The following is a 15761-nucleotide window of genomic DNA, read 5'->3' on the forward strand; positions in this document are numbered from 1 at the left end:
CCTCCGTTACTGCTTGATTCGTTCCATGATGTCGCCGAAGTCTTCAATGCTTTCCTTCACTCCGTCGACGCCGCCAGCCAGACTTTTAACAGCTTTATCCAGCTCCGTATCCAGACTACCCAACGTCTGCCGGAGTACCCTGTCCATTCCGTCCCCAAACTCTTTGAAACCATCGCCCAAAACACCGCTGATGTTTTCCAGGTACTCATGAACCTCGCGATTGAGCGACTGCATGCGTTCCGATTGTTGCTTCAGATCCTGGAGGTATTGAGCACGTCCGCTGGCCTCAACTTGCGCGCTGGCCACCACACCCTCGATGACGATTAGTGTTTTGCTCAACGCTTCACGGTTGTTGCGATAGTCCGCGACGACGCTGTTCAACTCTCGAGAGGCCTGAGCAAGCTCGGTCCCAGCCCCTTGAACAGTGCCTAGCAAACCAGCCGTCGATTCACTCGCCCTCGATACACTCAGTCCGGCATTTTCAAAGCGCTCAGCTGCGGCTCTCATTTTGTCTGCACCTAGTTGCATGCTTTGCAGATGCTGTTCGGTTTGCGCGCTTAATACCTTGACGTTGTCTTGCGAGGCTTTATTTTGCTCAGCGACAGACTGCAGCAGCGTTTTGACCTGCTCGTCCAACCCGCCCACCAACTCGCGAGTGCCTTGATGAAGCTCTGCTTGTGCAACGCGAGTGGACTGATCCATTTGTTCGCGCCCACTTTCCAGTTTTTTGAAAACAGTAGAAAGCTGCTCGCCGAGCACCTCTACAGAGGCTGCAATCTTGGCCATGGTTTCTTGTTGGCCTTGACCCATGTTTTTTTGGATTGACTCGACAAACGACTGAAGGCTCTCGGCCATCGCCAGCTGACGAGCCTCGCTGTCGGAGAACATTTTTTCCAACTGCTGTGCCATGCGCGCGCCAGCGTCTTCGCCCTCACTGCCGATGCGGACAATGGACGACTGCAGATTTGTCAGCATTTCGTTCATGCCAGCCTGCATGGCACTTTGGCCGGTCTGCATGTCGGTCAGCAGCTGTGCAATCATTGCTGAGCTGCTCTGATTCGAGCTTTCACTGGCCGAGCGCATGTCTTGAATGAGGCTGGAGAATCCCTGCTGCATTGACTGCATGGCAGCAACGGACTGGCCCATCATTTCGTTCAGGCCATTGAACTGCTGGCCGAAAGTGCCTTCCAACTTGTTCATGAAAGCAACCAGAACATCCTGTAGCAGATTTTTCACTTGTCCGGATTGATCGCCACTCGCAGCCTGTACCGCCCCAGCAATCGCTTCCAATGGCGACTTCAAGCTGTTTTCAATGGCACTGCTGACCTGATCCGCCAACAGCTGCCCGGAGTCACGATAGGTCGTAGATAACGTGTCTGCCAACTTGAGGCTTTCGCGGACCTGTGTATCGACCAGGTTTTGCAGCATTTCCCGAAGGTCTGTAACCAGACTATCTTTCAGCTGGCGAGATTGGACCGAGTTTTCAGCACTGGACCTTACGAGCGCAGCAAGATATTCCTCGCCAACACCACTGTCGAATAGGCTATCGATCGTCTCATTCAGCGATTCCAGATGCTTGTAACAGCGCCCCAATCGCCACTTTTCCGAGACAGTGACGATGATCGACGCCATGATGGAAAGGAATGAACCGATGAAGGCAAAGAGCACGTCCTTCAGGAGTTTGTCGACGCTCGAGTTGACCAGCTCCGGTGTGCTTGGATCAAAGTGCTGCAACCCTAGCATCAGGCCAAAGAAGGTTCCGACAATGCCGACACCCGTCAGGATGCCCGGCAGGTGCTTGAAGAATTCAGTAGCCAGCGGTGTATCGACAACACTCTGACCGGTAAAAAAATTGGCCGCGACAGTGGTCGCACGGGAGCGCACCAGGCGCTCCTCGCCTTCGTGATATTCGAACTGATTGTGAAGGGTCTCTGAATACTCTTTCCAAAGATGCTTCAGTTTTGTCGCACTGAATACTTTCGACAGCTCTGCTTGAAGCTGATCAGGCGACTTTGCCTTGATAGTAGTAATGCTACTTGTAAGCGACTTGAGCCTTCTGCTCAACACGAACGATGGGATGAAATATCTTCCGATATACCAAAGGCACAAAACCGCCACGGCCACCATGACTACACGCGGAGCCATTAGCTGAGCAGTGCTGGCGTCGCCCCACAATTTTAATAATGTCGAAAAGTCCACACTTCAGCCTTCAAATTATCTTTTATGCGCTAACGAGCGCTTACGCAGGAAGAAACGCGGGACGTCGCGGCACGCTTGTTCCAACGGTGTTTTTCAGGGATGTCTGGATGCCTGATCCTTAAGCAGAATGCTAAGAATATGCAGCGAAGAGATGGGCGCTCAGAGAAGAAACGTCATCCTTGCGAGGCAAATATCCATCCATGTCCTTTTGCCAGCACGATACGCTTCATCCCTCCGTACGGCAAAGCCATATGCGAACGTCAGCCGACCAAGCGTGTCGCCTATAAGCACATGAAAACGAAAATCCGACTCTGAGGATCCTCATGCCCGAGGCGCGAATCACGCGACCACCCGAAGTCGAACTTACACCCTATTCAACATCTTTCGAACACTTCTGTCTGCGCACTTAGCCCTATCAGTCCAAGCAAGGGTCTTGTTGGCGATTTCAGAGCACCGATTAACTGATCAAGAACGGACAGCTCTGCGTAAACGTGCGTTCGGCCTGAAGGTCTGACTGGACGCATTGACGTGCTGCTTGTGCCTTCCGGGACAAACTCTGGCGTTTGTATCAGCTGAGGATTCCACCCAGAGCCAGTTGTTTTGTAGGGGTAAAAACGAAGAGAAATAAAAAAGGGTCGCGAGATACAATCTCGCAACCCTTTGAAAAATATGGTCGGGACGGAGTGATTCGAACACTCGACCCCTAGCACCCCATCTCCTTTTTCATACTTCTTGAAAGCTTCCAAAATTTCACTCTGGATTTTTCTAAGCCAGTATTTACTTGAGTTCCAGCGATGCTCTGCTCTACACGAGTCCAGTAACGTCCATCAAGAGCCGACGTTTTTGTGGGGGTAAAAGTAGGGGGAGCCCATTTCATGGCCAAAATCACCATCAAAGAACTCGAGTCGCTGACCGCTGAAGATGCCGGCCGCATCCTCCGGGAAGATGGCAATCTCGCCGGCCGAATCTCCGTGCGTAAGGACGGCGTGTCGCTCAGCTTTTTCTATCGCTATCGGTGGGGCGAGCAGAACAAAGAGTACGCCTGCGGCACCTGACCGCGCAAATCCCTGACCGACATCCGCAAGGCTCGTAACCAGGCCCGTGCGCTTATCGATGAGCAGGTCAATCCCAACGAACACAAAAAAACCGCCAAGGCACAGGCCTATACCGCGGCTAACGTAGAGGCCGAACAAGTAAAAACGTCGAAGGTGCAAACGCTGACCGTCCAGGATCTGGCCAAGGCCTGGCTGCTGAATGGCGTCGCACGCAAAGATGGCAATGCCGAGTTGCAACGACGTTTTAACAAGGACCTGTTGCCAGCACTCGGCAGGACAGCGGTGAACAATGTTTCCGAACACGATGCTCGGGCGCTGATCCGCACCGTGGTCAACCGCGGCGCTCACCGGCAAGCCATCAGCTTCTTTTCCGACCTCACCCAGATGTTCAGTTGGGCGAGAAAGCGCCAACCTTGGCGGGCGTTACTGGTTGAGGGTGATCCGACGGAACTGGTCGACATCTCCCCCTTGATCCCTGCCGAGTACGAAGCGGAACGAAGTCGCATCCTTTCACCGGCGGAGCTGTTGGAACTGCACAACCGCTTCCAGCAAATGACCGCCGATTACAACGCCCTCCCCGCCGGCCAAAAATACGACGGCATTCGACCGCTAAAAAAGGAAACGCAGCTCGCGCTCTGGATCAGCCTGGGCACGCTGTGCCGGATTGGCGAGTTGCTCCAGGCCGAATGGAAAAATGTCGATCTGGACCAGCAAACCTGGTTCCTCCCCTGCGAAAACGTCAACGGCACCCGCGGCAAGAAACAGGACCACCATGTCTTCCTCTCGCCCTTCGCCCTGCATTTCTTCCAGGAACTCAAGACCCTGACCGGAGACTCCCAGTGGTTTTTTCCCAACAAGCAGGATGATGGGCATGTGGACGTAAAGGTGGTGAGTAAACAGGTCGGCGATCGCCAGGCCCGCTTCAAAAACAGCAAGGCTCTCTCCAGACGGCGACATGACGATACGCTGGTCCTGGCCAACGGCCAAAGCGGCGACTGGACGCCGTATGACCTGCGCCGCACGGGCGCGACCATGATGCCGGCGTTGGGGGTCAGCCTGGACGTCATCGACCGCTGCCAAAACCATGTACTGGCCGGCTCCCGGGTCAGGCGCCATTACCGGCATCACGACTATGCCGAAGAGAAGAAGTGTGCCTGGAACCTGTTGGGCGAGCGACTCAGTGCCGTGCTGTCCTCGACCTACGAGCACACGCCGAACGAGTCGATGCTATCTTTTCCAGGGTACGTGGCGCCAGAGACGCGGACACCCTCATAGGGTTGTTGCACCCAGAATTCTCCGGAACTTAAGATCCGCGACAACCCATGTTGGGACCTTAAATTCGCGATGAGCAAGAGATCGTGAATGGGCTGAAGATGAAAGACGACGTCTTGAATGAGCCCGTACTACAGAAACTCAACGTCGCCTCAGACTAGCGCAGTGACACCAACGAATTCACTTACGTCAATGCGTTGAGTGATGCAGTGTCCGACTTCAACGGCCGGTGATATATCGTTCACTCCCCTCCCTGCGCTGCAATCCCAGTACACGATGCTCTCGTATCATCGCCTTTTTTCGCACATTTGCTGATGCCCACTACCTCCGCACTTTTACGCGCTTTTGCACCTTCGCTGTTCAACAGGAAGTAGGACAAAGCAGGAATCAGCACCAACGCCGCCAGCATGTTCCAGATGAACATAAAGGCCAGCAGGATGCCCATATCCGCCTGGAATTTGATCGGCGACCACATCCAGGTCACTACCCCCACAGCCAGCGTTACCCCCACCAGAGCGACCATCTTGCCGGTGAATTGAATGGCGCGGCGGTAGGCGTGTTGAAGGGTCATGCCCATGCGTTGGCCTTCCAACTGTACGCTGAGGAGATACAGAGCGTAATCCACCCCCACCCCAACCCCAAGTGCCACCACGGGCAAGGTGGCGACTTTCAGCCCCATATTCAGCTGTACCATGAGCGCTTCGGCCAGCAGTGAGGTGAGCACCAGCGGTAGAATCGCTACCACCGTTGCGCGCCAGCTACGGAAAGTGATCAGACAAAGCAGCGCTACGGCGGCGTATACCGCCAACAACATCTCCATCTGCACGCTTTTCACCACGATATTGGTGGCGGCTTCGATACCGGCGCTGCCGGCGGCAAGAATGATTTGCCGATCCGGGGTGCTATTTTTCTCGGCAAACGCGCTGGCCACTGCGACGACACGCTGCAGGGTGGCGGCCTTGTGATCAGAGAGATAGGCCAGTACGGGAATCAGGGAGCACTCGCTATTGAGCAGCTCCGAATTCCACGCCAGCGCATTGTTGACTTGAGGCCAAACCACGCCCTTGTTGTCGCTGATTGTCAGCCATTTGGGGCTGCCCTCGAAACCACCAGCGGTGTATGCGCGCACGGTATCGGCCAGGGAGGTGGTGCGCTGCACGCCTTCGACTTGGGACAGTTCCCAGGCCAGACGATCGGCTTCCACCAGCGTCTGGTAGGCGCCACATTGATCGGGAGCAGTCTTGATCATCACCGCAAATACATCGCTGGAAACGCCGAACTTGGAGGTGATGAAGGCGTTGTCCTGGTTGTAGCGTGAGTCTGGGCGCAGTTCCGGGCTGCCGGCGTGCAGGTCGCCCACTTGCAGTTTCTCGCGCTCATGGAGGGCCAGACCCGTGAGAACGATGGCCACGACAACCGCGCTAATGGCCCAGCGTTTCTCGGTGAAGCGGTCGAGGGCACCCCACAGGCGGCCGATGCCGAGTTTTTCGATGGCATGGTTTTGTTCGATCAGGTGCCGGCGCGCCGACTCCTGGCTGATGCCGGTAAAGGACAATAACACCGGCAGCAAGATCAAGTTGGTGACCACCAGCATGGCGAAACCGAGGCTGGCGGAAAGGGCCAGTTCGCGGATGATCGGAATGTCCACCAACACCAGAACGGCAAAACCCACTCCGTCGGCGATCAAGGCGATCAGACCAGGCATAAACAGGCGGCGGAAGGTGTAGCGCGCGGCCACCCAGGGGTGAGTGCCACGGGCGATATCCTGGGAAATCCCATTCATCTTTTGGCAGCCATGGGACACGCCGATGGCAAAGATGAGGAAGGGAATCAGGATGGTGAACGCATCCAGCACACCGCCCATGGCGATCACCAGACCTTGCTGCCAAATCACTGCTGCCAGGGAACAGACAAGCACCAGACAGGTGCTGCGTACACAGCGTGAGTAAAGGTAAATGATCAGCGCCGCCACCACGGCAGCGACGATGAAAAACAACATCACCTTAAACAGGCCATCGATCATGTCACCGGAAATCTTCGCAAAGCCGGTGATGTAAATGCCGATGTTTTCGTTCTCGTATTTGCTACGCACCTGCTCCAGTGCCGTGGACAGTTCCTCGTAGTTCAAGGCCTTGCCATCGCCACCGTGCAGAATCAGCGGAATCTCGATCATGCTCGAACGCATGTCGTTGGACACCAGGCTGCCAACTACGCCGGCACGGGCAATGTTCAGGCGCAACTTATCGATGGATGCGGGTGAACCATCGAAGTCGCTGGGCATCACCGGGCCGCCGACAAAGCCCTCTTCGGTCACTTCTGTCCAGCGCACCACGGGCGTCCAGATCGACTTCATCCATGAACGGTCCACGCCATTGATGCGGAAAATCTCGTCGTTGATGACCGAGAGCTGCTTGAGGTAGTCGGGCTGAAAAATATCACCCTTTCGGTTCTCCACCACAAAACGCACCGAGTCCCCCAAGCCGCGCAGTTGCTCGCGGTTTTCCAGGAAAGCCTTAATGTAAGGGTGGCTGTGGGGCAGCATCTTGTCGAAGCTGGTGGTCACCGTCAGGTTGCGCATCTGAAACAGTGAAAACAGGGTGACGATCAGGCACATGGCAATAATCATCAAGCGATTGTTGAAGATCAAACGCTCGAAAAAATTGCCGGACAGCTTGTTGAATAGTGCGGGGTCACGAATGACGTTCATCAGGCCTTTGACTTCATGCTTGCTATCGACATTCATCACTCTGCTCTCATTATTTTTAGTTTCCGCATCCAGACTCAAACACTTAAAGGGCTTCGATGCGAACCCCTGAAGCACCTGCCAATGCCAGGTGGCCGGTATCCAGCAAGGCCGCACCGAAATACGGCATGGAGTTGGCCAATGGCACGGGACTGAAGGTCTGCCCATCATCCTGGCTTTGCACAATTTCGCCGCTTTGAGCGACAACCAGCAGGCGTTTGTTGCCTGAGGCGATTACGCGCATGACATTACTGGTAAAGGGCAGCGTGCTACGTTGCCAGTTTTGCCCTTGGTCGCTGCTGTGGAAAAAGCTGCCGCGCATGCCATAGGCATACAACTGGCCGTTGGTTTGTGCGGTGATGCCAAACAAGGTGCCGTTGTAGGGGGTGTTAATAGCCACAAACTCCTGGCTGGTTTGATCCAGGCGCCATACCCGGCCCTGTTCACCCGTGAGATAAACCTGCCCGTTGTTGCCCGACACGGAATAGAAATGCCATTCCTGTGGGTTGCCGCTGCGGTGCATCAGCGGTGCCCAGGTTTTGCCACCATCGCGAGTGGAAAAAATCCGGTTAAAGGTGCCGACCACGTAGCCGTGTTGTTCATCGGCGAAATACACATCGAGAAAGGGTTGGGTTTCCTCTTCCACAGCGAGTTTGTTTTCATTTGTCAGGAAAGCATCAGCATCGGCGATCTGCTCGGGGTTGCGGGTGTAGAAATCGATGGCCAATTTAGACGCCTGCAAACCATCCAGTTGTTTCTCCCACGTCATGCCACCGTCACTGCTGTGCAGCACAATGCCCCCGTGGCCAACGGCCCACCACGATTGCGCCGAGGCGAAGGTCACCGCGACCAGATCGATACTTACCGGCACCTGTGCCTGGACCCAGGTTTTGCCTTGGTCGTTAGAGACAATAATGCTGCCGCGCAAGCCCACTGCCACTAGCCGGGAACCGGTGCTGGCGACCGCCAGCATCGGGCTGGTGAGCATGCGTGGGCTGTGTTCGGCCGCTACATTTAGTGGAGCCTCAAATGCATGGGCCAGGAGCATGCTTGCAGGGCTGGCACTGAGCAGCGCCACACAGAGTCCGCAGTAGGTTCGTTTTAGCGCATTTGGAAAAAATCGGACGATCTGTTTCACGGGCTACCTCAGCATTCACATTCGTACTGGCCATGGCTTTGGAAGGCCATGGCCAGGCTTTCATCAGAACGATGTTTTAAAGGTTAGTGACACCCAATCGCGGTCCCAGTACTTGCCCAGCGATGCGTTGCTGCTGCCGCCGGCACCCAGCTCATCATCCGAATGTCTCGCGATAAAGCCGTTGTACTTCACGGCCACGTTGTACTGAGAAAAGATGTCTGCAGCCAGGCCGACACTCCAGGTACCCTGCCCTTCGTTGGCACCGAACATGACGGGTGAGTTACCGTGCAGCCCAACGTCGAGGAACATCGGCATGGACAGCTCGACACCTGGCATTACCTGGTACCAAGTGGGCGCGAACAGAATCGAACCACCTAATGCACCACGGGTCTGGCAAGCGATTTTGGTTGCACGGCTGTCGTCAGCGCAGTTGTAACCCTTGCCGTTAAAGTTCTGTTCGTTTTCGGTGACTTTATCCAGGTAGGAGTAATTGAGTTCGGTGGTCAGCACCGCCGAATCCCACAGCGGTGATTTGCTGAAGTAGGCAATGGCGTTGACCACCCCCGACCAGAGATTGCCACGTGGCACCCAGTCATCGGGATCGGTGCCAATTGGCACGTAAGTGGAGAACGGGGTAGCAGACAGCACGGCGTCAGGCCGATAGGTCAGGTCTGTACCCACCGCCACACCGAACAGTTGCTGAGACAGGCTGAAGCCATACATTTTCTCGCGTTTGTCTGCCGAATACTCGAGACCAAAACCGGCAGGCACAACACCCGCCCCCGGAATGATCGCGATATCGTTCAGCACCAGCTGCGGGAATTTGTTGGTGTATTCGCGATAGTAGAAACCCATGGTGCCGTCCAGCCAGGCTGGCGACCAACGTGCCGACACTCCCCAGTCACCCCGTTTCTTGTCCGGCTCACTATCGGAGTTGAATGGAGCACCGAATACGGTGCCGCCACTACCCAGGCTAACGCCGTCTGCTGCGCCGAAATAGGTGCCTCCATCTGGCAGAACCGAAGGCTTCCAATCCAGCATGTACTGAGCCGCCACAGCCAGATCACTCGTTACCTGGGCATTCATGGAAACTTGACTCAGTGGCTTGAACAGTTCCTTCGCTTCGGTCCCCGGCGTCGCCGTCGCTTTACGAATATCGATGGGCCCCTGGTTATAGGAAACCCCGTTGACCGCCGAGAACAGCGACTCCCCCCAGTAGATATTGTGTTGACCGGCTTTGAAGTCCACCGGCATATCGCCAATGTCGAAACCGGTAAACACGAAGGCGTCAGCAATCTCGCCGGACGGCCCGTTGTTCCAGCGGTCGGTATAGTTGCTGTAGCCGCCACCGCTTCGACCAGCACCTTGGCCCACACCGGAAGCATCGAGGGCACGATCGCCTTTGAGGTCACCGCTGTAGGCGGCGTCATACCAACCGTTGGCGCTGAGACGCGCACCATGGCGGCCTTTATAAACGAAATCCATCTCGGTGAGGATGTCGATGCGGTTGGTGACCACATCACCGGCGTGGGCGAACTTGCGGTCTGACTGGTAGGCAGTGACATCGCCCTTGCCGGCATTATTACCACAAATATTCTTGTCGCAATCCTCGGCGCGAAAGCCGAGGTTGTAGCGCACGGTATTGTCCCAACGCAATGACATATCGGGGTTGCTGAGGTCGAAACTAACCGCAGTTGCTGGCTCCATTGCGCAGAGCATTATCACTGGTGCAGCCAGCAAGCCGCTGCTTGCCACCCGGTATCGGCTTGTCATCTTCATGTGTACGGATCCTTTTTATTATTAGCGCACTCGCACAGATCGACATCGCAACGGGAGAATCCTGGCCTGGAGCCCAGGCTGCCGGAACCGCCCATAAGACATCAGATTTCCAGCCAACGTTACGCTGTCAAAAGCGGCTTCCCGTCGTCGGAAACGACGAATCCCTGAAGTGGGGATAATCGGTGCATATCACCATCGAACCCAATGCGAGTTCTGCGGCCGTCATGACCACAGAAAAACCACTCGCAGATAACAGAAACCCCTGCCAATACCCGAGTCCCCGGATGTTTGGCAGGGGTTCGACAAAAACAACAAAGCCTCACCGTACGGGCGTTTCAGACCATGCCGGGTCAACGAATTGCAGGTACGCAGGCATCGTCACCTGGCTGTCGGCGAACTGCGAAAACAGGTAAAAACCGCCGAAGTAAATCGCTGTGCACAAGGCCGCAAAACCGGTGGCGGCGAACAGACGAACAACCCCCTTCCAGGGCCCGGAAAACACCTCGCTGCCCCGTTCAATCCAGGCCATTTTCTGCCCTCGCTCCGAGTGCAATAGCACGCTGTACAACGAGGCGTAGACTGCCACCAGCAGCGACTCATACAGAGGAAACTGAAACTGCGTGCCTGCCCAGACAGACCACGCACCAACGGTGTAAGGCCAGGCATAGGCATGCGAGTATCGGATGATGGCCGACTCGGCGATAAAATCGAATGCAAAGGCCGCCACAAACGCCAACAGCAGCCCGGCGAACAATCCCAACCGTGGTCTGACCCAGTCAAACACCTTGAGCTGAATCGCAGCCAACACCACGCCGAAATACATATACATCGGCGGCCCCCACAACCACGCTTCAGCGTATTGAGTCGGGCCGGTATGCCCCGGAAAGAAACTCGCCCAGGTACCGCGATTGAATGAATGTTTGTTCCAGGCCATGTGGTAGTCACTGAAGTTCACCGTGGTGTCGAGCACATAGGTGATCAGCGCGCCCACCAGTAACAACCCGGCCAGTGGCACATGGCCGGTGCGCAGCCAGGGCTTGATCAAGTAAGCATACAAACCCAGCGCTGCCACCATCATGCTAAGCCCTTCCAGGCCACGTAACAGCAGCAGCGTGTGGCCGGGCATCGTGTCCGTAACTGAGATGGGCACGGCGACAAAAGCCTCGGCCGAAAACAGCCAGGCACCGAACACAGTGATGGAAAAACAACTGAACAGCGCACCAAAAACCGCCCACAGCAGAACCGGGCTGGCCAATGAAACAGCGGGCCTTAACGCTGACATGAAGACGTCCTTATTAGTGTGAACAGGCTTAGCGGTACAACCCCAACAGGCTAAAAAACAGCACCGCCAACCAGCCGCTGCAAAACAGCTTGAGCCAGCCAGGGGCGTGGTTCACTTCCATAAAGTGACGGATGACCAAGTGCATCTTGATACAGGTGAACAGCAAGATGGCGCCTACTGCCAGCAGATGGTTTGCCGCCAGCAACACATGGGAACCCACCGCCCAACTACCCGCGGTAATCAGCATCAGCAACAGCCACACCCAGGTGACCGAATCACGAGCAGGCGTCTGCATTCTAGGTTCTCCCCAGCAGGTAGATAAGCGGAAAAATCATGATCCACAACAGGTCAACCAGGTGCCAGAACGTCGCCCCACTTTCAAGAAAGCGCACGTCATCGGCGGACACTTGCGGCTGTCGCGCGGTGCGCCACATGAACACCAACACGGTCATGCCGATCAGCACATGGATCAAGTGAAAGGCGGTGATCATGTAGTAATACATAAAGAAGTCATTGCTGGTCAGCACCATTCCGGCATTGATCTTCAGGCTGTACTCCACCACTTTGCTGACCACAAACGCACCACCGCACACCAGCGCCAGCAGCAACCAGTGTGAGGCATCCAGGCGGGGTTGGCGGCGAATACTGCGCACACCCTTGGCGACAAACCAGGAGCTGGTCAGCAGTAATAGCGTGTTGATAAAGCCAAAGCTTTTGTTCAGCAGCGCCTGCCCGGCCGCGAAGGTATCGGGCTGTTGCTGATAGCTGTAGGCAAACACCAGAAACATGATGGCGTAGATCACCATGTCGCCGAGAATCAGCAGCCACAGGCTGTTTTCACCGGGCACACGGGGCGCCGCAGTACCGCGTGCGGCTATGGCCTCAGCATCAGTTGCGTGCATATTCATAGGCTCACGGCTCCAGAGGTTTCAGCTGCCGGACTGCGGATGGCGTGCATCACCACCCACCAGGTCACCAGAATCCAGCCAAAGAAAAACACCGCTGCCATCCAGAACGCGAAAATGCCGTTCCAGGCAAATGGGCCGGTGTGAAAAAAACCAACGGTTTCGCCGCCGACAAACCCGGTGGCGGTCCACAAACAGAAGAACCCATACCAGCGTGGAAACACCTCCTCCGCGCCTTGGCGATACAGGGCACACAAGCCTACGACCAATACCTGGATCAATGCCGGCGGTACCGCACCGATAAAAAACATCCAGCTCAGGTCATTCAGCGCCTGGACAACCTCCGCCGAGCGTTCCGGGCGAAATGCACACACCAGCCACAGCGCCGAGGGGATGATGATCGCCATCACCGTACCGGTGGCACAAGCCATCTGCACACCGGCCAGCGGTTGCGACACGGGCCCTTCAATGCGTTTCATCTGGATTGAAATGGCCACGGCGAACGGCCAGAACAGGGTGGCGCCGAGCATCATCAGCAGCGCCGCAAAACGGATTTTATTGCCGCCTCCGGTGTACATCTGCGCCGTTTCCAACGCACTCATCGCCGGCGACGGTGGCGGCACCCAACCAGCCAGCAGCAAGGCGACGCCCATCAATACCGCCATCGCCAGGGCGGCATGCACGCAGATTAATTGCGCGGTGATATTCCGTTGCATTGGTATCTTCCCGAACTGAGGTGCTCAAAAAGGCCGCAACCCATCACAGGTTGCAGCCCTGTTTGCAGGCTCTCATTCCCGACTACGTTGAACGCTTAGCGAATACCGCTTTGCGCCATGTCTTCAGACGAGTAGGTAGTTCCAGGGTGTTCCTTGACCTCTCCGTAGCCGCCTCCTTTGAAGGCAGTGAAGGACGGAACCATATAGGCACCGCGCTCAAGGTCGAGGGTCACGGTCTGGTCCGGGATCATCCCATAACCAAACACATAGTTTGGAATGGTGGGCATGGTGTCGACGCGGATCAGCTTGCCAGCGGCATCGTAGCTATCGGCAGTGCCAGCGCTGGAGATATCTTCATCCAGATAGAAACGACGCTTGGGCAACAGGTGGCGGAAGCCGGGCTTCAGGGTGGCCTCCACTACCCGCACACGGTGCAGTTCCCAGCGCATGCACTCCGGATTGGGGAAGTTTTTGGTAAACAGCTTGTCCTCGCCGCACGCGTTGTAATCGTAGATGGCGAAGTTGTTGTAGTTGATCAACTTCTCTTCCACGCCAATGTACTTGAAGTCGTAGCGATCCTGGCGCCCCAGGAACAGACGCTGCTGGTCCATGGTGGTGATCCCGCCCGCTACTGGCGACGGCGTGTCGTAAGACAGGTCAGGAGCCATCTTCACACGGCGCTGCCCAGGCAAGTATTGCCAGGCGCGCTGCTCGCCGTCGAGGTTGGTACGCACAAGAGTCTGTTCACCGTTACGACGGGGCGGATCGTACAGCGCGATACGCACGCGGAAGTATTCCACGCTGCTGTCACGGGGCCCGCTTTTGGCTTCGGAGACAAAGTCATTGGCGAACCAGAGTTTCTCCGCGTTAACCAGAATGCGCCGGCCACTGCCATCGACAAAGTACGAGCGAAGGTTGCCGAGCAGATTGGGGTTGTACTGCATCTGGTGGTTCCAGATGACCTCGTTACCCGTCTTAGGGAATGGGAACGGCACACCGCCATAGCAGCCTTCGATGGTGATCCCGGCATTACCGGTTTTGCAGGCGTCAACGTTCTTGGCAGTGTTGGCCAGATAGTACTCAGGGAAACGCGCGGTACGCCGTGTTGGGTACACCTGCATTTTGAACTCGGGGTACTGTTTGAACAGGGCCTTCTGCCCTTCGGTCAAATGCGCCGCGTACTGATTGAGGTTTTGCGCGGTAACGGTGTAAAGAACCTTGTCGTTCCAAGGGTCGCAGTAGTTATTCGGCGCGCTTTTGTCGTAGCAGGAGGGAATTTTGATTGCTTCGCCTGTATAGGCTGGAATAGTGCCGTCGGCATTCGCCGTTTTCTGCGCGCCGAAGGCAGTCAGTTCCGGCCCGCCCAACTTGGCAGCGTCGTCTGCCGCGGCAGTCTGAATGGCGCCGACCAGTGCACTCAAGGCCCACGCGCCTACTAAGTAGTTGCTACGCTTCATGCTTCCCTCTCTTGTTTTATTATCGGGTGGCGCCGCCATTACAACGCCAGACTCATAGTCGTCGAGATCTGCAAGGCGGAATCTCTCCGTCATGCAACCACTGCAGCTATCAAGCAGGAACCAGGTGGCAGAAGCCGCTTAGCGCCGTACCACCGATTGCTGAATTTACGTTACGCCTCCCTCCACTCGTTGGTGTCGTCGGAAACGACGAAAACAACTCAGGCCGCAGCGGGTCGCAGCCGACATACCATAACGAACGTTACATCGACGATATAAAAGAGCACATCCACCTGCCCACTTTCAACTGCTCGACGACAAAAAACTGAATCGTCGCTCCAGACGAATAACCCACTATCAATGGTAGTTAGTCTCGACCTCCTCCTATAACAACAGGTTGAACCGCCATGCTCGATCCCACCTTCACTCACCCGCCCTCCGATCTGCTGATGCCCGCTACCGCTCAGCTATGGACCACGATCCTGTATGGTGTCGGCGCCCTGCTTTTTGTGTTGCTCGCCTTGCGCCTGGCGTTTCGCGAGCGCTCGCTGTTGCCACTGCTGTTACTCGCCGGTGCAGCGCTCACCCTTTACCTGGAACCCGTGGTTGATTTGCTGGGCAATGCACTGCACCCTCAAATCGGTCAGTTCAATCTGATCACTACCAATGGCCACCCTGTGCCCTGGGCCGTGCTGATTGGTTACCTGTGGTATTTTGCCGGCGCGCCGCTGCTTTGCTACAGCATGCTCAAGCAGCGAAATCTGACCCAGCGGTTTGTCTGGGGCATTTTCGGCAGCGTGGTGCTCAGCGCGGCATTGGTGGAACAGATCCCCCTGCACTTCGGGGTCTGGCTGTACTACGGCGAGCAACTTCCGAAAATCGGCTACATGCCCATCTGGTGGATGTTCGCCAATACCAGCGCAGTGCTGGTGCCTTTTATCCTGATCTACAAGCTGTACCCGCGCCTCCAGGGATGGCGGCAACTGCTGGTGGTTGGCCTGATGCCCTCCGGCGCGTTTATGGGCCATGCCGCTGCAGGCTGGCCGATGTACAACCTGCTGGGCACCGACACCAGTCAGCTGCCAGCGTTGGCGCTCTACCTGTGCAGCGCCGCCACTGTCGCGCTGGCGGTCCTGACTGTAGGAACGCTGATGGCCGTGGCCGACATTCCGAACCGCTAAGCCCAACAAAAAGCCCCGGTGCATCACTGCATCGAGG

General features: G+C 56.2%; 10 protein-coding genes and 1 pseudogene. 2 read left to right on the top strand and 9 right to left on the bottom strand.

Going from position 1 to position 15761, the window contains the following annotated elements; translation table 11 throughout:
• Positions 1 to 6: 6 nt before the first annotated feature.
• On the bottom strand, positions 7 to 2199 hold the full coding sequence (zorA1, locus tag PMI01S_RS02725; RefSeq protein WP_084317916.1) for a type I Zorya anti-phage system protein ZorA1: 2193 nt from the start codon (positions 2197 to 2199) through the stop codon (positions 7 to 9).
• An 875-nt stretch (positions 2200 to 3074) separates the two neighbouring features.
• On the opposite strand from zorA1, the pseudogene PMI01S_RS02730 reads away from it, so the two are divergent.
• Positions 3075 to 4529, top strand: a pseudogene (locus tag PMI01S_RS02730) (tyrosine-type recombinase/integrase).
• Positions 4530 to 4767: 238 nt separating this feature from the next.
• Here the strand turns inward: PMI01S_RS02730 and PMI01S_RS02735 are convergent.
• The 8 genes from PMI01S_RS02735 to PMI01S_RS02770 form a co-directional block, all read right to left on the bottom strand.
• Positions 4768 to 7269, bottom strand: a complete 2502-nt coding sequence (locus PMI01S_RS02735) for an efflux RND transporter permease subunit (protein ID WP_084317917.1) — start codon at positions 7267 to 7269, stop codon at positions 4768 to 4770.
• A gap of 46 nt (positions 7270 to 7315) precedes the next feature.
• Complete coding sequence (locus PMI01S_RS02740) at positions 7316 to 8347, bottom strand: WD40/YVTN/BNR-like repeat-containing protein (RefSeq protein ID WP_084317918.1); 1032 nt, start codon at positions 8345 to 8347, stop codon at positions 7316 to 7318.
• Between the two features lie 123 nt (positions 8348 to 8470).
• Positions 8471 to 10186 carry a DUF1302 domain-containing protein gene (locus tag PMI01S_RS02745; RefSeq protein WP_084317919.1) on the bottom strand — a complete coding sequence of 572 codons (1716 nt, stop codon included), beginning with the start codon at positions 10184 to 10186 and terminating at the stop codon, positions 8471 to 8473.
• Between the two features lie 319 nt (positions 10187 to 10505).
• Positions 10506 to 11468 carry a spirocyclase AveC family protein gene (locus PMI01S_RS02750; protein WP_084317920.1) on the bottom strand — a complete coding sequence of 321 codons (963 nt, stop codon included), beginning with the start codon at positions 11466 to 11468 and terminating at the stop codon, positions 10506 to 10508.
• A 28-nt stretch (positions 11469 to 11496) separates the two neighbouring features.
• On the bottom strand, positions 11497 to 11763 hold the full coding sequence (locus tag PMI01S_RS02755; protein WP_084317921.1) for a cytochrome C oxidase subunit IV family protein: 267 nt from the start codon (positions 11761 to 11763) through the stop codon (positions 11497 to 11499).
• Between the two features lies 1 nt (position 11764).
• Entirely contained in the window at positions 11765 to 12376 is a 612-nt protein-coding gene (locus PMI01S_RS02760; RefSeq protein ID WP_084317922.1) for a cytochrome c oxidase subunit 3 family protein, read from the bottom strand.
• Entirely contained in the window at positions 12373 to 13089 is a 717-nt protein-coding gene (locus PMI01S_RS02765) for a hypothetical protein (RefSeq protein ID WP_084317923.1), read from the bottom strand. Before PMI01S_RS02765 ends, PMI01S_RS02760 begins: the two co-directional genes overlap by 4 nt.
• Positions 13090 to 13184: 95 nt before the next feature.
• Positions 13185 to 14546 (bottom strand): DUF1329 domain-containing protein, encoded by a 1362-nt coding sequence (locus PMI01S_RS02770; protein WP_159439524.1) that lies wholly within the window; start codon positions 14544 to 14546, stop codon positions 13185 to 13187.
• A gap of 404 nt (positions 14547 to 14950) precedes the next feature.
• On the opposite strand from PMI01S_RS02770, the gene PMI01S_RS02775 reads away from it, so the two are divergent.
• A complete protein-coding gene (locus PMI01S_RS02775) occupies positions 14951 to 15724 on the top strand; it encodes a hypothetical protein (RefSeq protein ID WP_084317925.1) in 774 nt (257 codons plus the stop codon).
• The last annotated feature ends 37 nt before the right edge of the window (positions 15725 to 15761 follow it).

Origin of the sequence: Pseudomonas migulae NBRC 103157, assembly GCF_002091715.1 — a bacterium.
Lineage (GTDB): Bacteria > Pseudomonadota > Gammaproteobacteria > Pseudomonadales > Pseudomonadaceae > Aquipseudomonas > Aquipseudomonas migulae_A.

Coding starts and splice junctions, on each gene's coding strand:
- PMI01S_RS02735 (WP_084317917.1), bottom strand. CDS start 7,269: ATGAATGTCGATAGCAAGCATGAAGTCAAAGGCCTGATGAACGTCATT.
- PMI01S_RS02745 (WP_084317919.1), bottom strand. CDS start 10,186: ATGAAGATGACAAGCCGATACCGGGTGGCAAGCAGCGGCTTGCTGGCT.
- PMI01S_RS02750 (WP_084317920.1), bottom strand. CDS start 11,468: ATGTCAGCGTTAAGGCCCGCTGTTTCATTGGCCAGCCCGGTTCTGCTG.
- PMI01S_RS02755 (WP_084317921.1), bottom strand. CDS start 11,763: ATGCAGACGCCTGCTCGTGATTCGGTCACCTGGGTGTGGCTGTTGCTG.
- PMI01S_RS02760 (WP_084317922.1), bottom strand. CDS start 12,376: ATGAATATGCACGCAACTGATGCTGAGGCCATAGCCGCACGCGGTACT.
- PMI01S_RS02765 (WP_084317923.1), bottom strand. CDS start 13,089: ATGCAACGGAATATCACCGCGCAATTAATCTGCGTGCATGCCGCCCTG.
- PMI01S_RS02770 (WP_159439524.1), bottom strand. CDS start 14,546: ATGAAGCGTAGCAACTACTTAGTAGGCGCGTGGGCCTTGAGTGCACTG.
- PMI01S_RS02775 (WP_084317925.1), top strand. CDS start 14,951: ATGCTCGATCCCACCTTCACTCACCCGCCCTCCGATCTGCTGATGCCC.